This is a genomic window from Candidatus Pelagibacter sp. HIMB1493 (assembly GCF_052047995.1).
Taxonomy (GTDB): domain Bacteria; phylum Pseudomonadota; class Alphaproteobacteria; order Pelagibacterales; family Pelagibacteraceae; genus Pelagibacter.
On sequence record NZ_JBNAIP010000001.1, the window covers coordinates 525,688 to 550,342 of the forward strand.

Below are 24,655 nucleotides of genomic sequence, written 5' to 3' on the forward strand. Positions count from 1 at the left end.
CTATTTAATAAAATCTATTTTAATTTTTGCACCTTCGTCTAAAGGTATAAATTCAATTTTTCCATTATGGTCATTTATAATTTTACTCACTATTGAAAGACCAAGTCCAGTTCCATTTTTTTTAGTAGTAAAGTATGGATTTAAAATATCTTTAATATTTGCTGCAAATATTCCAAAACCGATACCATTATCAATTAAATTAATTGTTATATGGTTATTTTCTTCATTAACTTCAATCGTAATTATTTTCTCTAAATTACTATCATTTTCTGCTCTTTGTTGGATACTTTCGATAGAATTTTTAATTAAATTAAAGAAAACTCTTGCAAGTTGTTCTTTGTCACTATTTAAAAAAACTTCTTTTGAATTGGTGTTAAGAGAAATATTAATCGAATTATCTAACTCATTTAATAATTTGATATTTTCTTCAATAATTTGAATTAAATTATTTTCTTTTAAAATTGGTTTTGGCATACGAGCAAAATCAGAAAACTCATTAACTAAATTTCCTATTTGTTTAATTTGATTATTTATAATCTTAAGGTTTTCGTTAAAATTTTTTTTATCGTCTTCATTGACTTGATTAGAATATTTTGATTTCATTCTATCTATTGTTAACTGAATTGGAGTTAATGGGTTCTTAATTTCGTGGGCTAATTTTCTTGCTAAGTTACTCCATGCTTCATGTCTTTCATTAATAATTAATTTGTCTTGTTGATTTCTAAGTCTATCGATCATTAAGTTAAAATTTTTGTTTAATATTTCTAAATCTTTGTCAGTTTTTACTTCTGGAACTTTTGTATCAAATTTTCCATCTCCAATTGATACAGAAGCATTTATTAAATTATTAATAGATCGAAAAAATCTAGAAGAAAATCGTATAGCTATTGATATAGATACAAACAGCAATACACTTACAACAATAACATAAATAATTGCAAAAGAAATTTTAATGCCTGTACTCTTTTCTTCAACAGTATAATAGAAATTAATAGCTTCTTGTGACTCGTTTAAGTATCTTGAAATATCTTTATCAAGATATTTTACAACGTACAAAAATCTATTATCAAAATTTTGTAATCTCATTATTGCAGCTGACATATTTTCAGGAGCATTAATTATTTTTAATGGCCTATCATCATCAAGCACTAATGCTAATGCTCTATCAACAGGTGGTATATATGGCTGATTGTCTTGAAGAGAAGTGAACAATAATTTTTTATCAATGTCTATTATATGTATTTCATCAACACCTCTGATTAATTTCTGTGTATCTAAGAATCTTTTGTATTCATTAGGATTATCATTTAGAAAATTTTTACTTTTATTAGTATCAAAAGCAATTAGTACAATATCTGATTGGATTTTATTTCTAATTTCCTCTACGTAATTTTGAGCTAACTCGTAAGAATTATTAACTACAGTAGTAACTTTCTTGTCAAAATATTTTTCCAAAGCAAAAGAAAATAAAAATAACGAAAAAATAGAAATTAAAACCGAAGGTATTAAAGTGAAGAGAGCAAAAACAGTAATATATTTTTTGTTAGATTTTAAACCATCTTTATCTACATCTGTTCTTATTGCCCTTCTAATTTCAAAAAAAATAAAAACAAAAAGAGCGGCTAGTAAAAAAATATTTAGTATCAGTAAATATTGTAAATTTTTGTCTGTTAATTGAATAAAACCTTTATCAATAAAAGTTAAAAACGTTAAAAAACCTATCGATAATGTGATAATAAATAATATTATCAAATAAATATTTTTTTTAATAAAATCTGACATTTAGGTATAAAATTTCTATAAATATGAGTAACTATTTTATAATACTTGCTTCAGGACAAAGCAAAAGATTTAATTCAAAAAAACCAAAACAATACAATATTTATGAGGGTAAACCTTTATTCAAACACTCTCTTGATAAGGCTATAAAGTCAAAACTTTTCAAAAAAATAATAATTGTAGTTAACAAAAAAAAAGAAATTAAAGAAAAATTTCCAAAAAATGTTTCAATTATCATTGGTGGGAAAGAAAGATCTGATTCATCGTTGATTGCTTTAAAATTTATCAAGAAATACAAACCTACCAATGTACTAATCCATGATGCAGCAAGACCTAACTTCACAATAAATTTATTAAAAAGATTAATTAATTCACTAAAAAAAAATAAAGCAGTAGTACCTGCAATCAAATCTAAAGACTCAATCAAGTATAAAATTAAAAATCAAATATTCAATTTAAGTAGAGATAATTCATTTCTAACACAAACTCCTCAAGCTTTTAAATTTCAAGATTTGTATAATTTGTCAATTAAACAAAAAAAAATGATTACAGATGAAGCAACATTATTTATTGAAAAAAACCTAAGTGTAAAATTTATTCATGGAGAAAATTTAAACACTAAAATTACTTTCAAAGAAGATATTAGGGAAAAATTAACCTACTTCGGTATTGGATTTGATATCCATAAATTAATCATAGGTAAAAAACTTTACTTAGGGGGTATTAAAATACCTTATCACTCAGGATTAAAAGGACACTCTGATGGTGATGTAATTATTCATTCGATAATTGACTCATTGTTAGGAGCTATGAGAAAAAGGGATATTGGAACTTTTTTTCCAGATAACAGTAATAAGTTTAAAAATATTAGATCTCCAAAAATGCTAAAACCAATAATAAAATTATTGAATTCAAATAATTACCATATAAATAATTTAGATATTAATTTGATATGTGAAAAACCAAAAATATCAAAATACAGAGATAAAATAATTAATTCTCTTTCAAATCTGTTAGATTTAAATAAAGATTTAATTAATTTAAAAGGTAAAACTACGGAAAAACTTGGATTAATAGGAAAAGAAAAAGCAATTGCCTGTGAAGTAATTTGCTCGATATCAAAATGAAAAAAATTAATGTTTTAATTTCAACTTTCTTTGGATACGGCTACTTAACAATAATGCCTGGCACTGTTACATCGTTTGTAACAACAGTCTTTATTTATATTGCCTATGAAATTCTTGATTATACAAGTTTAAAATTCTCAATTGTTTTTTTTATTATTTTGTTTTTTTACTCTTTTTATGCAGTCAAAGACACTGAGAGTGAATTTGAAAATAAAGATCCTAGACAAATTGTAATTGATGAAGTTTTGGGTCAATCTATGCCCTTGATACTTTTACTATATTTAAATCAAACCAATCAAATCAATATTGCTATTGAATTTTATTATATTATTTCTTTATTATCATTTAGATTTTTTGATATTTTAAAGCCATTTCCGGTAAGCTATTTCGATAAAAATCATAAAAATTATTTTGGTATAATTATGGATGATATAATGGCTGGTCTATACTCAATGGTTGTAGTCTATATAGTTAGTTTCATATTTTAATGAATTTAAAAAAACTACATAAAAAATTGATAGATAAGAAATTAACAATTTCTGTAGCTGAATCTTGTACAGGGGGTTTGTTGGCTAGCAATCTTACTAAACTAGCAAATTCATCCAGATACTTTCAAATGGGTTTAATTACTTACTCTAATGATGCAAAAATCAAAATCTTAAAAGTAAATAGTAATATCATTAAAGAATATGGTGCTGTAAGCAAAGAATGCTGTGAAGCAATGGTAAAAAATTTATCGAAAATTTCGAAGAGCAAAATCAATGTATCAATTACAGGTATAGCTGGGCCAGGAGGAGGATCAAAATTAAAACCAGTTGGTCTTGTCTATATTGGTATAAAAACAGGAAAATATTTATTAATTTTAGAAAATAAATTTAAATCTAGGAATAGATTAAGTATTCAAAAAAATGCAGTAAGAGAAGTATTAAATAAAATTACAAAAATTATTTCTTAAAGATTTTCAGCTCTTTTTTGAAAAGCATCAGCTATTTTGTTTAAACCAAATTGAAATGATTTTTCCATTATTAAATTCAAAAACTTATTTTTAATTTCAAAATCAACATCAAATTGAACTTCAGTTAAATTATCTTTTTCTATAAATTTCCAATTATTTTCAAGATGTTTTAAGGGGCCATCAATATTGGTTACATGAATAGTGTCATTTTTTTTATCATATCTTACATCACTTTTATAAGTATCTATAAAGGGTCTTTTGCCAATGGTCAGATCAGCAATTATTTTTTTTACATTTCCCTCATCATTTGTTTCATAAACTTTTGAGTCTATACAAAATGGAATGAATTCAGGATACTTTTCAATATCTAAAACAAAATCAATTAATGTTTGTTTATCACGTGCTATGTGACGTGTAACTGATGCTTTAGGCATTAATTACTTTTTCTTCTATTTTGCTGTAACTTAGCAAAATCCTCATCAGCATGATAAGAAGATCTTGTTAAAGGTGATGAGGAAACTAATAAAAATCCCTTAGCTTTTGCTATAGTTCCTAAGTCATCAAATTCTTTTGGGGTATAATATCTATCTAATGGAAAATGTTTTGTTGATGGTTGCAAGTACTGGCCGATAGTTATAAAATCTACATCAGCTGCTCTCAAATCATCCATAACTTGCAATATTTCATCTCTTGTTTCTCCTAAACCAACCATAATTCCAGATTTAGTAAAAATATTTTTATCAATTTTCTTTGCATTTTTTAAAAGTTCTAAGGATGCAAAATATCTAGATCCTGGTCTTACTTTTAGATAAAGACTGGGTACAGTCTCAATATTATGATTAAAAACATCTGGTTTAGCTTCAATAACTTTTTTATAAGCATCCCCTTTTCTTAAAAAATCTGGTGTTAAAACTTCTATAGTTGTATTTGGATTTGATTTTCTTGTTTGATTAATCACATTATAAAAATGTTCAGAACCTCCGTCGTCTAAATCATCTCTGTCAACTGAAGTTATTACAACATGTTTTAAATTTAACTTTTTTACAGCTTCTGCAATTTTGACTGGCTCTAACAAATCTAAATTTCCAGGAACGCCAGTTTTAACATCACAGAAAGCACATGCTCTTGTACAAGTATCACCCATTATCATAAATGTTGCGTGTCTCTTACTCCAGCACTCAGTAATATTTGGACAGTTTGCTTCCTGACAAACAGTTACTAAATTATTGTTATTAACTATTGTTTTCGTTAAAAAAAATTCTTTGCTATTTGTAAGCTTTGATCTAATCCAATCTGGTTTTTTTTTTATTGGATTTATCGGCTTATTTTCTTTTTCAGGATGTCTACTTTTCATCTTTTTTAATTAAATAAATCGTTTCACCTTTTTTACCAAATAAAAATCTTTCTCTAATTAATATTTCCACATAATCTAAATCTAGATTTGTACTTAATAGAGAGTTTTTATGATCTATATCCTCTATTTTCTTAATTAATAATGTCTCTTCTTTTTTCAAGTCAGACAAAAGTTCTTTTTTTTCAAAATATGAAAAAAGCCCTCTTTCTCCAGAAACTAAATTAAATATAAAATAAAATATTAAAAAAATTGATGTTAATAAAAAATAATTTCTTTTTATTAATCTCAACATTAATTGATTTTATTCATTCTTGCCTTATTTCCAAGTTCTTCTTCAATACGAATTAATTGATTATATTTAGCAACTCTTTCTGAACGTGCTAAAGATCCTGTTTTAATTTGATTAGAATTTGTTCCAACTGCTAAATCAGCAATGAATGTGTCTTCACTATCTCCAGATCTATGAGAAATTATTGTTTTATAACCGATAGTTTGAGCAAATTTAATTACATCTAGAGTTTCAGAAACAGTACCTATCTGATTAAGTTTAATTAATATCGAATTAGATGAAATATTTAAAAATCCTTTTTTTAATCTTTCAAGATTTGTAACATAAAGATCATCTCCCACAATCTGAACGTTTTTTATAGAACGCATTAATTTATTCCAAGCTAACCAGTCATTTTCTGCAAAAGGATCTTCTATAGATTTAATTTTATATTTCTTAATAATTTTTTGGTATTCTTTTATTGATTTTTCAACAGAAACAAAATTTTTTGAATGGATTGAATATTTGTTTTTTTTTAATAGTTCATTTGCAGCTACATCCAAACAAATTGAAACATCTTTACCATTAACAAATCCAGATTTCTTAATTGCTGAGACAATCAAATCTAAAGCCTGGTTATTGCTACTAATCATTGGTGCAAAACCACCTTCATCACCCACTGAAGTAGAGTAACCTTTGTTTTTTATTAAATTACTTAGGTTTTTAATTACAACAAAACAAATCCTCATTGCTTCTGAGAAACTTTTTGCTCTATCTGGTCTTATCATAAATTCTTGAATTCTAAGACCATTATTGGCATGAGCTCCGCCATTAATAATATTCATTAATGGATAAGGTAATTGAAAATTATTTTTTAAAAAAAATGTTTTATACAAAGGAAGTTTTTTTACTTTTGCAGAAAGTTTTTTTACAGCCATTGATACTGCAAGCATAGCATTTGCACCTAAATTGGTTTTTTGTCTCGTGCCATCTAAATTAATTAATAAAGCATCAATTCTTTCTTGATTATGAACGATTTGACCTTTTAATTTTTTTGAAATTTTTGAATTTACTAATTCAACAGCTTTTAAAACACTTTTACCTAGATACTTCTTATTATTTTTATCTCGTTTTTCAAAAGCTTCATAAGTTCCAGTTGATGCACCTGATGGGCATATGGCAGAGGCACTTAAATTATTTGTATAAACTTCAGCTTCTACAGTTGGATTTCCTCGACTATCAAAAACTTGCCGTGCTTTTACTTTTATTATTTTACTCACTTAATAAGTTTGTCAATTTCAGTTAACTGTTTTAGTAAATTTTCTAGTTTATCTAGAGGAACCATATTAGGTCCATCAGATGGTGCATTATCAGGATCTTGATGAGTTTCTATAAATACACCAGCAACACCGACAGCAACAGCTGCTCTTGCAAGATACTCAACGAATTCTCTTTGACCGCCAGAAGACTCTCCTTGTCCTCCAGGTTGCTGAACTGAATGCGTTGCATCAAAAATAACTGGATAACCATTCTTAGCCATAATAGGTAAAGATCTCATGTCAGAAACCAAAGTGTTGTACCCAAAACTTGCACCTCTTTCAGTAACAAGAATATTTGAGTTTCCTGAATTTGATATTTTTTTTGTAACATTAACCATGTCCCAAGGAGCTAAAAATTGACCCTTTTTAACATTTATAATTTTATTTGTTTTTGCAGCAGCAATTAAAAGATCAGTTTGTCTGCAAAGAAAAGCTGGAATTTGTAAAACATCAACATGATTAGCAACTACTGAACATTGCTCTGAATTATGAACATCAGTTAAAATTGGAATATTTAATTCTTTTTTAATTTTATCAAACACAGGTAATGAAGCTTCCAAACCAGCACCTCTCTTACCTTTTAAACTTGTTCGGTTAGCTTTATCAAAAGAAGTTTTATAAATAAAACCTAAACCATATTTGGAAGTTATTTCTTTTATTTTTCCAGCCATGTCCATTGCATGCTGTTCTGTTTCAAGCTGACATGGACCAGCAATTATACAAATTTTTTTATCGTTTGAAATTTCTATATTTCCACAATTGACTGTAATACTACTCATTTATGATTTTTTGCTGCTTTGATAAATGAAGAGAATAAAGGATGAGGAGATAAAGGTCTAGATTTAAATTCAGGATGAAACTGAACTCCAATAAACCAAGGATGATTTTTAAGTTCAATTATCTCAGGAAGTTTATTATCTGGTGATAAACCAGAAAATATAAGTCCATTTTTCTCAAATTTTTCCTTAAATGAAATATCCACTTCATATCTATGTCTGTGTCTTTCTTTGATTAATCTTGATTTATAGATATCTCTAATTTTAGACTTATCTTTTAAAATTGCATGATAAGAACCAAGTCTCATTGTTCCGCCTAAATTTTTATCTGTACCTTTGACTTTTTTTCCACTTTTTTCCCACTCATTCATTAAACCAATTATATGAACACCACCTTTATCAAACTCAGAAGAAGTTGCTTTTTTAATTTTTAATTTATTTCTAGCAAATTCTATTATCGCCATTTGCATACCGTAACAAATACCTAGAAAGGGTATTTTATTAATTCTTGAATATTTAATTGCTTCGATTTTTCCCTCAGTTCCTCTTTTTCCAAACCCTCCTGGTATTAGAATACCTGAAACATTTTTAAGTTTGCTTTTAATTTCAGAAACTTTTAATTTTTCTGAATCAATTCTAACTAAATTTACCTTTAGGTTGTTTGTAATTCCTCCATGCGTTAAGGCTTCATCTAATGATTTATATGCATCTTTTAATTCTACATACTTACCTATTATCGCAATATTAACTTGTTTTTTTGTATTAAGTGTAATTTTGGTAATTTTCTTCCAAGGTTTTAAGTTATTTGATTTTTTAGATTTTATTTTAAAGTAATCTAAAACTTGAACATCTAACTTTTCTTTAGCAAAACTAATTGGTGCTTCATAAATTGTTTTTACATCAACCGTTTCAATTACATTTTTAATATCAACATTGCAAAATAGAGATATTTTTTTTCTATGCTCTAAAGGTATTGGTCTTTCTGATCTACAAATAATTATATCAGGTTGAATACCAATACTTCTCAATTCTTTTACGGAGTGTTGTGTTGGTTTAGTCTTTATTTCATCTGATGCTTTTAAATAAGGAACTAAAGTTAAATGAATAAATAAAGCATTTTTTTTTCCAATATCATTTGAAAATTGTCTTATAGCTTCGACAAATGGTAAACTTTCAATATCACCTACAATTCCACCTATTTCGCAAATTACAAAATCTTCTTTTGACGTATCGTATTTAATAAATTCTTTAATTCTATCGGTAATATGTGGAATTACTTGAACTGTCTTTCCAAGATATTCACCTTTTCGTTCTTTCCTCAGAACATCACTATAAATTTTTCCTGTAGTAATATTATCTGTTTTCTTTGCAGTAACTCCTGAAAATCTTTCATAGTGACCTAAATCTAAATCTGTTTCAGCACCATCATCTGTCACAAAAACCTCTCCATGCTGGAATGGACTCATTGTTCCAGGATCTACATTTAAGTAAGGATCTAATTTTCTCAGCCTAACTTTATAACCACGTGACTGTAATAGATAAGCTAATGATGCTGATGATAACCCTTTTCCAAGAGATGAAACCACGCCGCCAGTGACAAATATATATCGCGCCATGGAATTATCTTATAGCTAATAAAAAAAGAAATAGAAAGTATTAATTAATTATTTTCAGGAATTGATGGAGTATCTTCAGTTTTTTCTTCAACTGTGTCTAAAACTGATCCTGCAGGTGTTAATTCTGCTCTAGAAATTATTGTAAGCGCTAAGCTACAAATAATAAATAAAGTTGCAACTATTGCAGTTGCTTTAGTAATAAAACTACCAGCTGACCTCGATAGCATGAAATTTTCTTGTGAAACACCAATACCTAAAGCGCCACCCTCTGATTTTTGAAGTAGCACAAGCACAACTAAAATAAATGCAAGTATGATGTTAATTACAAGCAATAATGTTTCCATGGTGGACTAATTAATGGTTTTTTTAATTATATCAATAAATTTCTTTGGATTTTGTGATGCTCCACCTATTAAAAAACCATCTATGTCAGGAATTATTTTTAATTGATCAATATTTTTAATGTTAACAGAGCCTCCATACAAAACTTTTGGAGATTTTTTTCCAAATTTACTTTTTATAAATTTAATTGATTTAGACAATTCCTCGGAAGCAGGAATTAATCCAGTTCCAATTGACCATACTGGTTCGTATGCAATAATTATATCATTAATTTTTTTGATAGATTTTAATCCTTTCTTTAATTGACTATTCAAAACTTCATTAGTCTTTTTATCTCTTTTTTGTTTTAGAGTTTCACCAATACAAAAAATAATTTTTAAACCAGATTTAATTGAATTTTTTATTTTAAGATTAATTAGTTTGTCATTTTCTCCAGCCATTCGGTTTTCGGAATGACCCAAGATCACATATTTTGCTCCAACACTTTTAAGCATTCTTGAATTCACATAACCTGTAAAAGCTCCATAATCTAAACTTTGATGAGAATTTTGTGCACCTACTTCAATATTTGTTTTACTAAGTCTTTTTGAAATTGGACGTATTAGAGTATTTGGAGGACAATAAATTAGTTTGAACTTATTTTTTTTATGACTTTTTGAGAATTTAATAACTTTATCTAATGAATTTATAGTTTTTAAATCTCCAAACATTTTCCAATTAGCTATAAAATACATATATTTATTTGTCATAATTGACTTTTTAATCTATAGATTTGTTTTTTACAGATCAATAAATTTATAACGTTATGGTTGAAAAATTAAAAAATTTAGGTTGGAAACAATTTGGTGGATTAGTTCTAATAGTAATTATCATAATAGCTTTTGGCTTTGGTGGATTTGGTGGTGGCTTTAGCACTAACAATCAAAATAATATCGCGAAAATAAATAAAACTAACGTTACCACTCAAGATTTCATGGACTATGTTAATCAAAGTGGAATTTCACAAGAAGCAATAAGAAATAATTTAGACAACAACATTATAGAAGAATTACTATCAGGACTTATTTCAACAACTTTAATTGATCTAGAAATTGAAGATTTTAAACTTTCTATAAACGAAAAGACAATTTTAAAATATTTAAAAGACAATAAAAATTTTAAAGACGAGAATGGTGCTTTTGAAAGAATTAAATACGAAAAATTCTTACTTTCAAATAATATGTCTGCTCCTTTGTTTGAGTTGAAATTAAAAAATCAAGGTTTACAGAAACACTTATTTGATTTTATCGGTGCAGGCACTGTTACCCCTGAATTTCTAATAGAAAGTAAATTTCAAGAAAACAATAAATCATTATCTATTGAATACTTCGATATGGAAAATTTATATAAGATTAAAGATGATTATACATCAGATGAAATCAACACATTTATTGAGGAAAATAAAGATCAATTAAAAAGAGAATATATTGACTTCAAATATGTGGTTTTAAATCCAAAAAATTTAATTGGAATTGATGAATTTAATCAAGATTTTTTTAACGAAATTGATGCAATAGAAAATAAAATTTCTCAAAATGAAAGTTTTAGTTCGATAATCGAAAACATTAATGTGGATGTGAATAATATTAATCAATTTGCTCCAAATGAAAACACTAGTACGAACGAAAAGTTAATTTACTCTAAGAAATCAAGCAAATTAGATATATTTGAAAATGGCGATAATTATATTCTTTATAATATAGAGAATGAATATGATCGTTCACCAGATCTAAATGATGAGATGGTAAAAAGTGAAATTGTCGAGCTTATTTATCAAAAAGGTAAATTTGATTACAATAGAAAAATAATTGAAGAAATACAGAATGATGGATTTAATGAAAGTAAATTTATAGAGTTAAGTTTAGGTAAAATCCAAACTGGATCAATTAATTCAATTAGTGATGATGAGCTGTTTGAAGTAAATTCAATTAAAATGCTCTACTCATTACCTCAAAATTCTTTTGCTTTGGTAAACAATACTAATAATCAAATATTTTTAGTCAAAATAAAAGGTATAAATAAAAATACTATAAATAAACAAGGTGAGGTATATAAAGAATTTGTAAATTCACAAAATACAAACAACAGAAAAAGTATTTTACAATCTTACGATACTCTGTTGAATAATAAATATCAGGTTCAATTGAATCAAAAAACTATTGATAGAATTAAAAACTATTTCAAATGATAATTAATCGAAGCTTCAAAGATTTTAAGTTTCGACATAGAAGCAAAAAAAATCAGATTATATACACTTCTAAAAAAGTAAATTCTGATGATGAAGTAATAAATTTAATAGATAATTTTTTAGAGGAAAAAAATAGTTTTATATTTGAGTCTGTTGAAAAAGGAAAAATTAAAGGTAGATTCACAATTTTTGGTAAAAATCCTGATAAGATATGGGAGTTCAACAACCAAAAGTCATATTTAATCACTGAAAATAAAAAAATCATTCTTAAAGATAAACCAGAAGAGTTAATAGAAAAAATTATTGAAAATTTTAAATTTGATACACCTAAGAATTTACCTAAAATTTGTTCGCTAATTTCAGGTTATTTTTCATACGACTCTATTAGGTACATAGAAAAAATTCCTAACTCATGTAAAAATGATCTTAATTTACCTGATGTAAGATTGATGAGACCAAGAACCTTGGTTATTCATGATAATTTAAAAAAAGAAATATTTTATATAAGTAATGTTTTTAATGATGAAAAAATTAAAAATTATCAAAAAAAGTATGACTCTATAAAAACTGATCTATTTAAACTATTAATTCAATCATCAATCAAAAATATTGATACAAAAAAAATATTAAAAGAAAAAAAAATTAAAGTTAAATCAAACACATCTAAAAATAAATTTCTTACAATGGTTAATAAAGCTAAGAAATACATTAAACTTGGTGACATTTTTCAAGTTGTTTTAAGTCAAAGATTTGAAGCAAAATTAACAAAAAAACCTTTGGAAATTTATAAAAAACTTAGAGTAACTAACCCCTCTCCTTTTATGTTTTACTTCAACTTTAATGACTTCCAAATTATTGGGGCAAGTCCAGAAATTTTAGTAAGACTAAGAGATAATAAAATTACAGTTAGACCAATAGCAGGTACCAGACCAAGAGGAAAAAATAGAAAAGAAGATCTTTTTTATGAAAAAGACCTTCTTAAAGACAAAAAAGAACTTTCTGAACATTTAATGCTTTTGGATCTGGGAAGAAATGATGCTGGTAAAGTATCAAAAATAAATACTGTAAAGGTAACTGAGAGTTTCATAATTGAGAGGTACTCTCATGTAATGCATATAGTTTCCAATGTAGTTGGAGAGTATAATAAAAAGTTTTCAAAATTTAAATCACTGTTGGCAGGATTTCCTGCTGGTACTGTTTCTGGTGCTCCTAAGATAAGAGCAATGGAAATTATTGATGAATTAGAAACATCGAAAAGGAAAGTTTACGCTGGTGGAATTGGATACTTTTCTGCTAATGGTGAATTTGATACTTGTATTGCATTAAGAACAGCTGTAGCCAAAAATAAAAAATTCTATGTACAAGCTGGAGCAGGTATCGTGGCTGATAGTAAACCTACAAACGAATATGATGAAACAGTGAACAAGGCGAAAGCTTTGATAAATGCTTTAAGATAATGAAAATATTATTAATAGATAATTATGATAGTTTTACTTTTAATCTTTATCATTACATTTCTTCATTAAATGTAAAAGTTGATGTTATAAGAAATGATAAAATTAACTCTAAAGAAATATTAAGAAAAAAATATGATAAAATTGTTATTTCACCTGGACCTGGAAATCCAAATCAATCTGGAAATTGCATAAGCATTTTAAAATCATTACATAAAAAATTGCCCTTTTTAGGTGTTTGTCTTGGACATCAAATTATAGGTCAAGTTTTTGGATCTAAAATTATTCAAGCAAAAAAATTAATGCACGGAAAAATTAGCAAAATTAAATCAAAAAAAATTGGAATTTTAAAAAATCTACCCAGTACCTTTGAAGCTACAAGATATCATAGCTTAATTATTGATAAAAAAACCCTTTCGAAAGATTTAGAGATTACAGCTGAAACTGATGATGGGGTAATTATGGCTATCCAACATAAGCAATTTAATATTCATGGTGTACAATTCCATCCAGAAAGTATTAAAACTAAGATAGGAATAAAAATTTTAAAAAGTTTTATAAATTATTAATTTTATGGAAAAAATTTTAGAAAAACTAAAAAATAAAGATAATTTAACCTTTGAAGAAAGTAAGTCAGCATTTGAAATTTTAATGAGTGGTAAAGCTGATGAGGATCAAATCTATAATTTTTTAACACTTCTGTCTGAAAAAGGAGAAGTAGCAGATGAAATTGCTGGAGGTGTTTATGTGCTTAGAGAAAAATCAAAAAGAGTAAAAGTACAAAATTGCATAGATACATGTGGTACAGGTGGTGATGGCATGAACACTGTTAATATATCAACTGCATCAGCCTTACTTTTAGCTAGTATGGGTATAAAAGTTGCAAAGCACGGCAATAAAGCAGTATCTTCAAAATGTGGCTCAGGAGACGTTTTGGAAGCTCTTAATATTAAAATTGATTTAGAACCGAGAGAAATAGAACAAGAAATAAGCAATAACAATTTTGGTTTTATGTTTGCTCCAAACTATCATAGTGCTATGAGATTTGTGGGTCCTGTAAGAAAGAAAATTGGTAAAAGAACTATTTTCAACATGATTGGTCCTTTAAGCAATCCTGCTCTAGTAGAAAGACAGGTTGTCGGAGTATTTGATAAAAAATTATTAAGAATTTTTGCAGAGGGATTAAAAAATTTAAATATAAAATTTGCATGGATAGTAAATAGCGAAGATGGATTGGATGAAATATCTCCTTATGCAAAAACAAATATAATACAATTGAAGAATGGAGAAATATCTGAAATCTTGGTCGATCCTAATTTAATTGGTGTGAATGCAGAAAAATTTGAGAACTTAATTGGTAATGATGCAAAATTTAATGCAGATAAAATGATTGAAATTTTTAAAGGTAAAGATAATGATTTTTCAAAAGCAGTTTGTTTAAACGCTGCAGCTGGTTTAATCGTTGCAGAAAAGTTTGTTGATTTTGAAGAGGCCTATAATCACACAAGACAATTTATTCTTTCTGGTAAAACTTTTTCACATTTGGAACAAATACAAAATGTCTAAAAACGTTTTAGAAAAAATAATTAAAAAAAAAATTGAAAAAATCGATAATCTAAAAAAAACAATAGATCTTAAAAAATTAGATGAATTAATACAAAAAAATAAATCATACATAAATTTTAAAGATAAAATTCAAAACAATTTAAAAGAAAATAAAACTTCAATTATTGCTGAAATAAAAAAAGCAAGTCCTTCTGCAGGTGTTATAATTGAAAACTACAATCCAGTAGAAATTGCTAATATTTATTTAAAAAACAATGCTACTTGTTTATCAGTTTTAACTGAAGAAGATTATTTTTTGGGAAATTTAATCCATATAAGTAAGATAAAAAATAAGGTTAATTTACCGATATTATGTAAAGATTTTTTTATTGATACTTTTCAAGTACCACTCGCCAAAAGTTATGGTGCAGATGCAATTCTGATTATTTTAGCTGGTGTATCAGATGATCTTGCAAACAATTTATATCAAGAAGCATTGAAATTAGATATGTCAGTAATAGTAGAAGTGCATACTGTTGAAGAGGCTCAAAAAGCATTAAATTTTAAAGATGCACTAATTGGTATTAACAACAGAAACTTAAAAACACTTAAAACAGATATAAATACAACCTATGATATTTATAATGTTGTTAAAAACCATAAAGGACCTTTAATCTCTGAGAGTGGTATTAAATCTAAAGAAGAATTATTAGAATTAAACAGTAAGACTTCAATTAATACTTTTTTAATTGGTGAATCACTTTTGAAAAAATTGGATGAAAATTCAATTTTTTCAGTTTTGTAGTCAATTTAAGCCCTATTTTTCTAACTTTTTTTAGTATTGTTAAATCAAAAGAACTTTTATAGAACATTATTTGTACGATATTTGTTCTTATGCTAACAAAAAAACAAAAAAACCTGCTTTTATTTATCAACAAAAAATTGAGAAGTTCTGGTGTATCCCCTTCTTACGAAGAGATGAAACAATCTCTAAACTTAAAATCAAAGTCAGGTATTCATAGATTAATTAGCGCCTTAGAAGAAAGAGGATTTATTAAAAGATTAGCTCATAAAGCGAGAGCTTTAGAGGTAGTAAAATTACCTGAAACAGCTTCAGCAAATGATATTTACAATAGTTTTTCGCCAAGCGTTATAAAAGGTGGATTAGATGAAGAAGTTAACAATTCTGATGAAATAGAAGTTCCAGTATTAGGAAAAATTGCGGCAGGTACTCCAGTTGAAGCAATACAAAATGAAGTTTCAAGAATACCATTACCAAATAATTTAGAAAAAAATGGAGATTATTTTGGATTGAAAGTTCAAGGAGATTCAATGATTGAAGCTGGAATCCACGAAGGAGATACAGTTATTATTAAAAGAACAGATACAGCAGATAATGGAAAAATTGTAGTCGCATTAATTGACGAACACGAAGCAATGTTAAAAAGAATTCGTAAAAAAGGTAAAGTTGTTGCATTAGAAAGTGCAAATAGAAACTATGAAACCAAAATATTTGGCCCCGATAGGGTAAAAGTTCAAGGTGTTTTGGTATCTTTATATAGAAACTTCTAAAAAAATAGTCTAAACATCACTGATGTCAAAAGTAGCAACTCGTTTTGCTCCCTCTCCTACTGGGGCTCTTCATATCGGTGGTGTTAGAACTGCCTTGTTTAATTGGTTATATTCAAAAAATCAAAAAGGCACTTTTCATTTAAGAATTGAAGATACTGACAAAGAAAGATCGAAAGAAGAACACAAAATACAAATAATTAAATCCTTAAATTGGTTAGGGATAAAACATGATGGTGAAGAATATATTCAGTCAAGTAAAATTGATGATCATGTAAAAATTGCAAATGAATTATTAAAAAATGGCTATGCCTATAAATGTTACTGTTCACCTGAAGAGATAGAAGAGCAAAAAAAAAGAGCTAGACAAAAGAAAATACCTTATGTTTACAACAGAAAATGGAGAGATGCAGACGAAAAAGATGCTCCTAAAGAAATTAAACCTGTAATTAGATTTAAAAGTAAAATTGAAGGAAGTTCAATTCTTAAAGATTTGGTTCAAGGTGATGTTGAAATAGAAAACAGCACAATAGAAGATTTTGTAATATTAAGAAATGATGGAACTCCTACTTATAATTTGTCAGCAACTGTAGATGATCATGAAATGGATATGACACATATAATTAGGGGTGATGATCATAAAATAAATACCTTTAAACAAATTCAAATTTATGAAGCAATGAAATGGAGAGTACCACTGTTTGCCCATATACCTTTAATTCACACAATAGAGGGTAAAAAATTATCTAAGAGAGATAATGCTTCAACATTAGATGACTATTCAAAAATTGGAATTATGCCTGATGCGTTAAGAAATTATTTACTAAGACTTGGATGGTCATATCAAGACAAAGAAATATTTACTTTAGAAGAAAGTATAAAATTTTTTAACTTAGAAGGTATTGGAAAATCACCGTCAAAACTAGATATGAGCCGTATTTTGTCAATGAATGAGTACTATATCAAAAATATTGATGAAAATGATCTTTACGATAATCTTTTAAGATATTGCGAAGAATTTAAAGATAAAATTGATACAGAAAAAGCATCAAAAATAAAATCATCTTTAGTATTTTTAAAAAATAAAGCAAAAACACTGGAAGAAATATTTAACAATGCAAAATATATTATTAATGATGAAGTTAATTTTAATGAAAATGATTTAAAACTAATTGACGATAAATCCAAAAAAATAATTAATGAATTTCAAGATGAAATTAAAAACTTAGAAAGTTTAACTAGGGACAATTTGGAACCAATAGTAAACAACTTGATAAAAAAACATGAGACAAATTTCAAGGGTGTAGGTCAACCGTTAAGAGTGGCACTAACAGGATCTAAATTTGGTCCAGGACTTTATGATATTGTTATATCTTTAGGTAAAGCAGATGTTGAGAAAAGATTAAGAAAGATACTTAATTAAGATTGAGCTTGCCTCACTCGCAGATGATGTTTTAGACCTGATGCCTTCTAAAGTTTTGGAGCATTCACTTACTTGTTTTTTCATCAACTCGGGGTTTTTAAGAAAATAAATAACAGACCTATATATTTCATTTACATTACATTCGTTTTGAAGTAATTCAGGAATTACCTCACGATCATTAATTATATTTATTATATTTGCAAATTTTACATTAACTAACATTTTAAAAATCATAAAATTAATAAAACTTAATTTATAAATAATAATTGATGGTACATTATAATTACAAATTTGCAGTGATACAGTACCAGATTTTGAAACAGCAAAAATAGATTTAGACAAAATTTCAGATTTAATATTTTCTTCAGTTACGATATCTAAATTGTCAAAGTTATATTTTTTTACATATTCTAAAATTAAACTTTTATTTTCTTCGGTAGCATGAATATAAAAAAAATATTCATTATGCTTTTTGTTCATTAATTTAATAAAATCCAATATTATAGGTAGCAAAACATTAATTTCAGAATTTCTACTACCAGGGAATATAGATATTATTTTTTTATTTTTAGGGAAAATATTGTAAATAACACTTTTGCTATTTTGATTTTTTTCTATCAGTGGATGACCAACAAAAGTATTTTTTATATTTTCTTCATCAAAATATTTTTTTTCAAATTCAAACAACAAAAGAATGTGATCAATAAATTTTTTAATTTTTTTGACTCTATTCTTTCGCCATATCCATACTTGAGGTGCTACATAATGAATTGTTTTAATGTTGCTGTTTATTTTTTTTACCTTTTCTGCTACTCGCAAAGTAAAATCAGGACTATCAACACTTAACAATATATCGGGATTAAATTTAATTATTTCCTCTACTGTTTTATTTATTTTCGATTTAATTTTAAAAATATTAAGTAATACAGATGTAAATCCTAAGTATGTAATTTCCTTCAAATCATAAATAGACTTAATTCCTAGAGTCTTTAAGTGAGTACCACCAACAGATAAATATTCTATTTCTGGATTTTCTAGTTTTAATCTTGCAATTAAAGTTGATGCAAGCTTATCTCCTGATGGTTCACCTGTTAATACAAAGATTTTTTTCATACAACTTTAATAAAAATTTTATTTTTATTTGCAAAATTTATTACTTCTTTCTTATCAAGAAAAATATTCTTTTTAGATTTTAAAACGAGACCCTTTAATCCGTATTTTTTAATATCTTTTAAAGTCTGTAAACCGACAGTTGGTAAATCCATTCTTAAATCTTGTTTATTTTTAGGTAATTTTATCAATATACCTTTTGAATTTTTTTTCACTTTTGAAAGCATTTTTTTTGTCCCCTGCCTTCCCTCTCTTGCAATTATTTTTTCATCTTTGACAACTAAAGCCTGTATATGGTCTAAACTATTAATTTTATTAAAATAATTTTTAGCTTTTTCAATTGAGTTGTTGTCATTCTTATTAGGCTTAGTTTTTGTATAGTTTCCTTTTTTAAGAGATAGTTCTGAGTTAAAGTGTATAGAACTAATTACTTTTATACCCTCATTTGCAAGGATATTAATTATTGATTTGATAATTGCAGCATCACCAATTTTGGAGGCTCGAATTATACTTGGCATATAGTATATACCTTTTAAATCTAAACTAAGAGATGTTAAATTAGGTTTTGTAATTTTACCTGCAAATAATACTTTTTTAGATTTTTTTTCTTTAATTAAGTTGATTATTTTTCCAAATTTTCCAATACTAATCCTGTAAGAGTTTTTATCTCTTTTAAATTTATTATTTTTAGAAAAATCTATAATAAAATATTTTTTTTTTAATTTTTTAATTTTCTTTAAAACTATTTCAGGAAAATCTGTATCACCTAAAAACAAACCAATCATTTTATTTTGAAAAAGGAGTGCAAATTGGTCTTTTCTTATCTTTTTCTATAAAATTAACTACTTCGGAAACTAATTCATTTTTTCTTAAATCATCTGATAAATTACTTAAGTTCTCTGTTAAATTCTCATTCTTAAATATTATTTTATAAGCTTCACTAAGAGATAATATTTCTTTATTTGGAATATTTTTTCTTCTTAAACCAATAAGATTTAATCCTTGCAATATGCTTCTGTTCCCATGTGCTATACCATATGGTATGACATCTCTTACTACACCACACATACCACCTATCATTGCAAATTTACCAACTCTAGTAAATTGTTGTACAGCTGAATTGCCACCAATTATAGCATTATCATCTACATAAGCATGACCACCCAATGGAACGTTATTTGCTAAAATAACGTTATTTCCAACAATACAATCATGTGCAATGTGAGAAGAAACCATAAACAGACAATTATTACCAACCTTAGTTTTACCACCACCAACTTCGGTGCCTGGATTGATGGTTACGTACTCTCTTATTTTATTATTATCACCTATCTCTATTGATGTTCTTTCACCTTTAAATTTTAAATCTTGAGGATCATTTCCTATAGATGCAAATGGATAAATTTGGTTATTAATACCGATAATCGTATTACCCGTTATATTTACATGAGATTTTACAACTGTACCCTCTCCAATTTCCACGTTGGGGCCAATAACACAATAAGGTCCTATTGTTACATTTTTTGAAATTTTAGCATTTGAATTAATAATAGCAGTTTTATCTATCATTTATTATCTCTTAAAAATTCTCTAATGTTTTTTGCCGGATAACCCATTACTTTTGTATTATCAGGAATATTTCTTATTACACCAGAGCCACCACCAATTTCTACATTATTACCAACTTTAATGTGTCCTGAAATTCCAGCTTGGCCACCTATTTTCACATTTGAACCAATAATTGAGCTACCTGCAATTCCTACTTGACCTGCTATAATAGAATTTTCTCCTATTTTAACATTATGAGCTATGTGTATTTGGTTATCTAAATAAGTGTTTTTACCAATAACTGTATTAGACATTGATCCTCTGTCAATTGTAGAACCACATCCTATTTCACAATTTTCCTCAATAATTACAATACCAATATGTGGATATCTTAAATTTTTATTTTTATTTGGAAAAAAACCAAAACCATGCTTTCCAATCACACAGTTATCTAAAACTTTTACGTTATTACTTATTAGTGAATTTCTTATAATTGTATTGGAACCTATTGAACAATTGTCGCCAATAGAAACGTTTTTTTCAATTATCGTATTATGACCTATTTTACAATTTGTACCTATTAATACATTTTTTCCAATCAATACATTCTTACCACAAATTACTTTATCTTTGAAATCTGTTTCACTAATATCAATTATACTATCATCAAAATCATCATTTATAGCATCGGGATAAAACATTGATGTAATTTTTGACACACACACCAGCACATTTTGAACAACTAAAGGAATACAAGATTTAGGAAGTTCATTTTTCAAAGACTCTGTAGTAATACAAAAAGATGCCTTTGTCAGTTTAGCTGATTCTTTATATTTTTTAGAATGAAAAAAAGTAATATCTGATTTACCTGAAGTATATAAATCTTTTATATCGTAAATTTCATCATTAACATTTAAATTATAGTTTTTAATATTTAATATATTTAAAATATTTCCAATTAAAATTGGACCATAATTATTAAAAAACGGATTCTTCATAATTGTTTTTTAACAGAGCAAATTTAAGGAGGTTATCAATATTTATTGCTATTTATTTCTTGTCTACAATAGTAGCAGACCAAACGGCATCTGCCATTTTTTTGTCATCAACAAACGCTTCACCTTTATATTTCCAAACTCGACCATGTGATCTTATTGCTTCTATATTCAAAATTAAGTCACAATCGGGTATAACAGGATTTCTAAATCTTGCTTTCTCAACACCCATTAAAAATACTAATTTATCTTTGTAGGTAGATTTGTCTAATCCATGTGCAGTTAAGGCTGCGGCTGCTTGTCCAAAAGACTCTACAATAAGAACACCTGGCATTACAGGATTATCAGGAAAATGACCTTGCACATAAAAACTATTTTTTCTAACCCTGACTAAAGCAGAGGCAGAAAATAATTTTTTTTTAATCTCAATATCATCTATTAAAAGCATAGGATCTCTATGAGGGAGGAGTTCCTTAATTTCAGTTTTGTTAAGTTTAGTCATTATTATTTATAATATTTAAAATTTCTTTTGTTATATCATTTTTATTTTGTGACATAACTATATTTTTTTTATCTAAAATAACACTTATAAGATTTTCTTTCATATATTTACTCAAAATTTCATTTAAGTTTTTAAAAAACAAATTTAATTCACTATTTTTAGTTTTTTCAAATAATTTTATCGTATCATTTTTATATAGATCATATTTTTTAACATCTTCCTTTAGTTTTGTAATTTTTTCTTGGTATTCTTCTACAGAAATAATATTTTGTAAATTTTTTATTTCATTTTTAGCTTCATTTAATTTTTTTTCTTCTAATTTAAATTTTTTAATATTTTTATTATTTAATTCATTTAAATCATCCAAGATTTTTTTTCCATTTTTAGAGTTTGAGAGTAAATAATCTAGATCAACAAAAACAATTTTATCATTTGCATATGAGTTGGAAAAACTGAAAATTAAAAAAAAAAATAAAAACAGATTTGACAGTTTCATTTAAAAAGTTGTGCCTAAATTAAATCTAAACTCTTGAACTATATCGTCGGTATCTTTTGTAATTGGTTGTGCAAGTGTAAAGTTTAGTGGACCTATCGGTGTAAAAAAATCTAAACCAATACCAACTGAACTTCTTATCTTGTTGTTTTGTCCTAATGTAGAATCATAATCCACACCCCAAATATTCGCAGCATCGAAAAACATTAGAAAATCTGTGTTTTGAGAATTAGGCAGTACTTGAGGCAATGTTGTTGAAGCATTTAAAGTTGTTAAATAATTTCCTCCAATAAAATCATTTCCATCTTTAGGACCAACCTTTCCTCCTTCAAAACCTCTTAGTTTTGAAGACGGAATGAAAAGTCTTTCAGATAACTTTATATCATTATCATCCAAAGAAAATGCAGAACCAATAGTAAATCCTAAACTAGATACATTTTCATTATACAATTCTGTGTAATATTTATAATTAAATTGATTTATAAAACTGTTGGTATCACTAATTATTGGTATATCAATTTCATACCTAGACAAATATCCTTTACTAGTTTGAAATTTTTGATTTCTTTTGTCTTGAGAAAAACTTAAATTTAAAAAACTATCCCAATAATGACCTTTTTGTTGTTGCTGTCTTGCAGAAGCAGTGGAGTCTGTAGATATTTTTTCATAAAAATTTGAAGTTCCAAGACCAAAATTAACATCATCGAAAAATTCAAATTCAGTTCCAAAACTAAATCCAGATTTATTTGTTTTATAACCTGATTTTTTCATTCTATCAGTTTCCGAAGTTTGGAGGGAAAAATAAACACTTTTATCTGTATTTTTAAAATTTGGATTAGAAACAACAATGCCACCCTTAATATCCTCTTCACTTAATCTAATGCTTGAGTCTATTGAAATTCCTTTACCTAAAAAATTGTTTTCTTTAACTCCAAAAGCTATTGTTCCACCATCTGTACCAAACCCAGCTCCTGCGGTTATTTCACCTGTGGCTTTTTCCTCTACTTCAATATTTAATATTTTATTATTACCTAAATTTGAGTCTAAAATTTCACTCTTAACACTCTTAAAAAAATTTAAATTCTTAATGTTATTTATTGATTTAGTTTTTAATATTTCATTGTAAGGATCACCTTCATCAATTATTAATTGATTTCTTATAACCTTCTCCTCGGTTACATTGTTTCCATAAATATTAATTCTTTCAACAAAAAACTTTTCAGTTTCCTTAACATCAAAAGTAAGATTGATTTTATTATTATCAACTATATTCTCATCAACTTCAGCGTTAATTGATTCAAACTGTTCGGAAATTACAATCTCGTCAATTAGATTTAATATATTATCAATTGAATTTAAAGAATAAGGTTTGTTTTTTAATTTTTCAAAAGATTTGTATATTTTATCAAAATTTTCATCATTATAATCGTCTGAGATTTTTAATTTTAAATCATTAAAGAAATATTTATCTTTAGCATCAATATTAAAAATTAATTCAAATTCATCATTAGATGTAAGTTTTGCAAATGTACTATTAATTTCGACTTTGTAATAGCCTTTGTTTAAATAAAAATTTCTTAACAATCGAGTATCTAAACTTACTAATTCTTCATTTAAATATTTTTTTCCAGTAACAAATTTCCAAAATTTATATTCTTCGCTAGCAATTAGAGATATAAGTTTTTTTTCTTTGAAAATTTTATTTCCAGTAAAACTTATTTTAGATATCTTTGCTTTTTCACCTAATTTAATATTATAGATTATATTAACTTTATTATCTCCCAAATCTTCTAATGATGAAGTTAAATCAGAAAAATAATAACCCATTGACCTTAGCATATCTTTAATTTTGTTTTGATCATCAAAGAAAGTACTTTCTTTGTAAGATGATCTATTTTTAAGAGACAAAGTTTTTCTTATAGGGTCAAGAATTTTATCTGCTTTAACTCCAATAAATTTTACATTCTCAATTAATGGCTCTTCCTCTATTTTAATTTTAAGAATATTTTTATTAAATGTTACAGAAATATCTTTAAAAAAATTTGTTTCATACAAATTTCTAATAATTGTATTCAGGTCATTGGTTTCTATGTTGTCATTAATTGCTACTTGAGAAAACAAAATAATTGTTGGTTTTGAAATTCTCTGGTTTCCATCAACAATTATATCTTTGATGATCTCTGAGTTGGAAGTGTTGATTATTGAAAGAAATGTAGCTAACAATAAGATAAAATTTTTAATATGTTTTGACAT

General features: G+C 26.5%; 26 protein-coding genes. 10 read left to right on the forward strand and 16 right to left on the reverse strand.

Features of this window, described 5'->3' with window-relative positions; genetic code table 11:
• Positions 1–1,782, reverse strand: a complete 1,782-nt coding sequence (locus ACTTBK_RS02810; RefSeq protein WP_440618467.1) for an ATP-binding protein — start codon at positions 1,780–1,782, stop codon at positions 1–3.
• A gap of 23 nt (positions 1,783–1,805) precedes the next feature.
• Between ACTTBK_RS02810 and ispF the strand changes: the two genes are divergently transcribed.
• From ispF to ACTTBK_RS02825, 3 genes are read left to right on the forward strand one after another with little or no spacing between them, the layout of a single operon-like run.
• Positions 1,806–2,906 (forward strand): 2-C-methyl-D-erythritol 2,4-cyclodiphosphate synthase, encoded by a 1,101-nt coding sequence (gene ispF / locus ACTTBK_RS02815; RefSeq protein WP_440618468.1) that lies wholly within the window; start codon positions 1,806–1,808, stop codon positions 2,904–2,906.
• Positions 2,903–3,394: a phosphatidylglycerophosphatase A family protein gene (locus ACTTBK_RS02820; protein ID WP_440618469.1), complete on the forward strand. Its 492-nt coding sequence runs from the start codon at positions 2,903–2,905 to the stop codon at positions 3,392–3,394. The genes ispF and ACTTBK_RS02820 overlap by 4 nt, the downstream gene beginning before the upstream one ends.
• Entirely contained in the window at positions 3,394–3,861 is a 468-nt protein-coding gene (locus tag ACTTBK_RS02825; RefSeq protein ID WP_440618470.1) for a CinA family protein, read from the forward strand. Before ACTTBK_RS02820 ends, ACTTBK_RS02825 begins: the two co-directional genes overlap by 1 nt.
• Here ACTTBK_RS02825 and ACTTBK_RS02830 read toward each other — a convergent pair.
• Genes ACTTBK_RS02830 through tpiA form a run of 8 tightly spaced genes read right to left on the reverse strand, consistent with a single transcriptional unit; the run spans position 3,858 to position 10,285 of the window.
• Positions 3,858–4,295 (reverse strand): type II toxin-antitoxin system RatA family toxin, encoded by a 438-nt coding sequence (locus ACTTBK_RS02830; protein WP_440618471.1) that lies wholly within the window; start codon positions 4,293–4,295, stop codon positions 3,858–3,860. The two genes, ACTTBK_RS02825 and ACTTBK_RS02830, sit on opposite strands and share 4 nt — an antisense overlap.
• Positions 4,295–5,215 (reverse strand): lipoyl synthase, encoded by a 921-nt coding sequence (gene lipA, locus ACTTBK_RS02835; RefSeq protein ID WP_440618472.1) that lies wholly within the window; start codon positions 5,213–5,215, stop codon positions 4,295–4,297. The genes ACTTBK_RS02830 and lipA overlap by 1 nt, the downstream gene beginning before the upstream one ends.
• Positions 5,205–5,507, reverse strand: coding sequence for an FtsB family cell division protein (locus tag ACTTBK_RS02840; RefSeq protein ID WP_440618473.1), 303 nt, complete (start codon positions 5,505–5,507; stop codon positions 5,205–5,207). Before ACTTBK_RS02840 ends, lipA begins: the two co-directional genes overlap by 11 nt.
• Complete coding sequence (gene eno, locus ACTTBK_RS02845; protein WP_440618474.1) at positions 5,507–6,763, reverse strand: phosphopyruvate hydratase; 1,257 nt, start codon at positions 6,761–6,763, stop codon at positions 5,507–5,509. The genes ACTTBK_RS02840 and eno overlap by 1 nt, the downstream gene beginning before the upstream one ends.
• The gene (gene kdsA / locus ACTTBK_RS02850) at positions 6,760–7,581 is read right to left on the reverse strand and encodes a 3-deoxy-8-phosphooctulonate synthase (protein ID WP_440618475.1); all 822 of its coding nucleotides are present in this window, start codon (positions 7,579–7,581) and stop codon (positions 6,760–6,762) included. The genes eno and kdsA overlap by 4 nt, the downstream gene beginning before the upstream one ends.
• A complete protein-coding gene (locus tag ACTTBK_RS02855; RefSeq protein ID WP_440618476.1) occupies positions 7,578–9,194 on the reverse strand; it encodes a CTP synthase in 1,617 nt (538 codons plus the stop codon). The genes kdsA and ACTTBK_RS02855 overlap by 4 nt, the downstream gene beginning before the upstream one ends.
• 44 nt (positions 9,195–9,238) lie before the next feature.
• Positions 9,239–9,538 (reverse strand): preprotein translocase subunit SecG, encoded by a 300-nt coding sequence (gene secG / locus ACTTBK_RS02860; protein ID WP_440618477.1) that lies wholly within the window; start codon positions 9,536–9,538, stop codon positions 9,239–9,241.
• A gap of 6 nt (positions 9,539–9,544) precedes the next feature.
• Positions 9,545–10,285, reverse strand: a complete 741-nt coding sequence (tpiA, locus tag ACTTBK_RS02865; RefSeq protein ID WP_440618478.1) for a triose-phosphate isomerase — start codon at positions 10,283–10,285, stop codon at positions 9,545–9,547.
• A 56-nt stretch (positions 10,286–10,341) separates the two neighbouring features.
• Between tpiA and ACTTBK_RS02870 the strand changes: the two genes are divergently transcribed.
• The 7 genes from ACTTBK_RS02870 to gltX all read left to right on the forward strand — a co-directional run bounded on the left by ACTTBK_RS02870 (position 10,342) and on the right by gltX (position 17,754).
• Entirely contained in the window at positions 10,342–11,763 is a 1,422-nt protein-coding gene (locus ACTTBK_RS02870) for a SurA N-terminal domain-containing protein (RefSeq protein WP_440618479.1), read from the forward strand.
• On the forward strand, positions 11,763–13,220 hold the full coding sequence (gene trpE, locus ACTTBK_RS02875) for an anthranilate synthase component I (protein ID WP_440619475.1): 1,458 nt from the start codon (positions 11,763–11,765) through the stop codon (positions 13,218–13,220). The genes ACTTBK_RS02870 and trpE overlap by 1 nt, the downstream gene beginning before the upstream one ends.
• Positions 13,220–13,786 carry an anthranilate synthase component II gene (locus ACTTBK_RS02880; RefSeq protein WP_440618480.1) on the forward strand — a complete coding sequence of 189 codons (567 nt, stop codon included), beginning with the start codon at positions 13,220–13,222 and terminating at the stop codon, positions 13,784–13,786. Before trpE ends, ACTTBK_RS02880 begins: the two co-directional genes overlap by 1 nt.
• A gap of 4 nt (positions 13,787–13,790) precedes the next feature.
• Positions 13,791–14,783: an anthranilate phosphoribosyltransferase gene (trpD, locus tag ACTTBK_RS02885; RefSeq protein WP_440618481.1), complete on the forward strand. Its 993-nt coding sequence runs from the start codon at positions 13,791–13,793 to the stop codon at positions 14,781–14,783.
• The gene (locus ACTTBK_RS02890; protein WP_440618482.1) at positions 14,776–15,567 is read left to right on the forward strand and encodes an indole-3-glycerol phosphate synthase TrpC; all 792 of its coding nucleotides are present in this window, start codon (positions 14,776–14,778) and stop codon (positions 15,565–15,567) included. Before trpD ends, ACTTBK_RS02890 begins: the two co-directional genes overlap by 8 nt.
• Before the next feature lie 89 nt (positions 15,568–15,656).
• Complete coding sequence (gene lexA / locus ACTTBK_RS02895; protein WP_440618483.1) at positions 15,657–16,334, forward strand: transcriptional repressor LexA; 678 nt, start codon at positions 15,657–15,659, stop codon at positions 16,332–16,334.
• A gap of 22 nt (positions 16,335–16,356) precedes the next feature.
• Positions 16,357–17,754 carry a glutamate--tRNA ligase gene (gene gltX / locus ACTTBK_RS02900; RefSeq protein ID WP_440618484.1) on the forward strand — a complete coding sequence of 466 codons (1,398 nt, stop codon included), beginning with the start codon at positions 16,357–16,359 and terminating at the stop codon, positions 17,752–17,754.
• Here the strand turns inward: gltX and lpxB are convergent.
• Genes lpxB through bamA form a run of 7 tightly spaced genes read right to left on the reverse strand, consistent with a single transcriptional unit; the run spans position 17,734 to position 24,655 of the window.
• Complete coding sequence (gene lpxB, locus ACTTBK_RS02905) at positions 17,734–18,867, reverse strand: lipid-A-disaccharide synthase (RefSeq protein WP_440618485.1); 1,134 nt, start codon at positions 18,865–18,867, stop codon at positions 17,734–17,736. The genes gltX and lpxB overlap by 21 nt on opposite strands.
• Complete coding sequence (locus ACTTBK_RS02910) at positions 18,864–19,649, reverse strand: LpxI family protein (protein WP_440618486.1); 786 nt, start codon at positions 19,647–19,649, stop codon at positions 18,864–18,866. Before ACTTBK_RS02910 ends, lpxB begins: the two co-directional genes overlap by 4 nt.
• A gap of 1 nt (position 19,650) precedes the next feature.
• Complete coding sequence (gene lpxA, locus ACTTBK_RS02915) at positions 19,651–20,433, reverse strand: acyl-ACP--UDP-N-acetylglucosamine O-acyltransferase (protein ID WP_440618487.1); 783 nt, start codon at positions 20,431–20,433, stop codon at positions 19,651–19,653.
• Positions 20,430–21,410: a UDP-3-O-(3-hydroxymyristoyl)glucosamine N-acyltransferase gene (lpxD, locus tag ACTTBK_RS02920; RefSeq protein WP_440618488.1), complete on the reverse strand. Its 981-nt coding sequence runs from the start codon at positions 21,408–21,410 to the stop codon at positions 20,430–20,432. Before lpxD ends, lpxA begins: the two co-directional genes overlap by 4 nt.
• Positions 21,411–21,462: 52 nt before the next feature.
• Positions 21,463–21,909 carry a 3-hydroxyacyl-ACP dehydratase FabZ gene (gene fabZ / locus ACTTBK_RS02925; protein ID WP_440618489.1) on the reverse strand — a complete coding sequence of 149 codons (447 nt, stop codon included), beginning with the start codon at positions 21,907–21,909 and terminating at the stop codon, positions 21,463–21,465.
• Entirely contained in the window at positions 21,902–22,405 is a 504-nt protein-coding gene (locus tag ACTTBK_RS02930) for an OmpH family outer membrane protein (RefSeq protein ID WP_440618490.1), read from the reverse strand. Before ACTTBK_RS02930 ends, fabZ begins: the two co-directional genes overlap by 8 nt.
• Positions 22,406–24,655: an outer membrane protein assembly factor BamA gene (gene bamA, locus ACTTBK_RS02935; RefSeq protein WP_440618491.1), complete on the reverse strand. Its 2,250-nt coding sequence runs from the start codon at positions 24,653–24,655 to the stop codon at positions 22,406–22,408. It abuts the gene before it with no gap.

Excerpts from the sequence above, each read along its gene's own strand:
- ACTTBK_RS02810 (WP_440618467.1), bottom strand. The coding sequence starts at position 1,782 with ATGTCAGATTTTATTAAAAAAAATATTTATTTGATAATATTATTTATT.
- ispF (WP_440618468.1), top strand. The coding sequence starts at position 1,806 with ATGAGTAACTATTTTATAATACTTGCTTCAGGACAAAGCAAAAGATTT.
- ACTTBK_RS02820 (WP_440618469.1), top strand. The coding sequence starts at position 2,903 with ATGAAAAAAATTAATGTTTTAATTTCAACTTTCTTTGGATACGGCTAC.
- ACTTBK_RS02825 (WP_440618470.1), top strand. The coding sequence starts at position 3,394 with ATGAATTTAAAAAAACTACATAAAAAATTGATAGATAAGAAATTAACA.
- ACTTBK_RS02830 (WP_440618471.1), bottom strand. The coding sequence starts at position 4,295 with ATGCCTAAAGCATCAGTTACACGTCACATAGCACGTGATAAACAAACA.
- lipA (WP_440618472.1), bottom strand. The coding sequence starts at position 5,215 with ATGAAAAGTAGACATCCTGAAAAAGAAAATAAGCCGATAAATCCAATA.
- ACTTBK_RS02840 (WP_440618473.1), bottom strand. The coding sequence starts at position 5,507 with ATGTTGAGATTAATAAAAAGAAATTATTTTTTATTAACATCAATTTTT.
- kdsA (WP_440618475.1), bottom strand. The coding sequence starts at position 7,581 with ATGAGTAGTATTACAGTCAATTGTGGAAATATAGAAATTTCAAACGAT.
- ACTTBK_RS02855 (WP_440618476.1), bottom strand. The coding sequence starts at position 9,194 with ATGGCGCGATATATATTTGTCACTGGCGGCGTGGTTTCATCTCTTGGA.
- secG (WP_440618477.1), bottom strand. The coding sequence starts at position 9,538 with ATGGAAACATTATTGCTTGTAATTAACATCATACTTGCATTTATTTTA.
- tpiA (WP_440618478.1), bottom strand. The coding sequence starts at position 10,285 with ATGACAAATAAATATATGTATTTTATAGCTAATTGGAAAATGTTTGGA.
- ACTTBK_RS02870 (WP_440618479.1), top strand. The coding sequence starts at position 10,342 with ATGGTTGAAAAATTAAAAAATTTAGGTTGGAAACAATTTGGTGGATTA.
- ACTTBK_RS02880 (WP_440618480.1), top strand. The coding sequence starts at position 13,220 with ATGAAAATATTATTAATAGATAATTATGATAGTTTTACTTTTAATCTT.
- trpD (WP_440618481.1), top strand. The coding sequence starts at position 13,791 with ATGGAAAAAATTTTAGAAAAACTAAAAAATAAAGATAATTTAACCTTT.
- ACTTBK_RS02890 (WP_440618482.1), top strand. The coding sequence starts at position 14,776 with ATGTCTAAAAACGTTTTAGAAAAAATAATTAAAAAAAAAATTGAAAAA.
- lexA (WP_440618483.1), top strand. The coding sequence starts at position 15,657 with ATGCTAACAAAAAAACAAAAAAACCTGCTTTTATTTATCAACAAAAAA.
- gltX (WP_440618484.1), top strand. The coding sequence starts at position 16,357 with ATGTCAAAAGTAGCAACTCGTTTTGCTCCCTCTCCTACTGGGGCTCTT.
- lpxB (WP_440618485.1), bottom strand. The coding sequence starts at position 18,867 with ATGAAAAAAATCTTTGTATTAACAGGTGAACCATCAGGAGATAAGCTT.
- ACTTBK_RS02910 (WP_440618486.1), bottom strand. The coding sequence starts at position 19,649 with ATGATTGGTTTGTTTTTAGGTGATACAGATTTTCCTGAAATAGTTTTA.
- lpxA (WP_440618487.1), bottom strand. The coding sequence starts at position 20,433 with ATGATAGATAAAACTGCTATTATTAATTCAAATGCTAAAATTTCAAAA.
- lpxD (WP_440618488.1), bottom strand. The coding sequence starts at position 21,410 with ATGAAGAATCCGTTTTTTAATAATTATGGTCCAATTTTAATTGGAAAT.
- fabZ (WP_440618489.1), bottom strand. The coding sequence starts at position 21,909 with ATGACTAAACTTAACAAAACTGAAATTAAGGAACTCCTCCCTCATAGA.
- ACTTBK_RS02930 (WP_440618490.1), bottom strand. The coding sequence starts at position 22,405 with ATGAAACTGTCAAATCTGTTTTTATTTTTTTTTTTAATTTTCAGTTTT.
- bamA (WP_440618491.1), bottom strand. The coding sequence starts at position 24,655 with ATGTCAAAACATATTAAAAATTTTATCTTATTGTTAGCTACATTTCTT.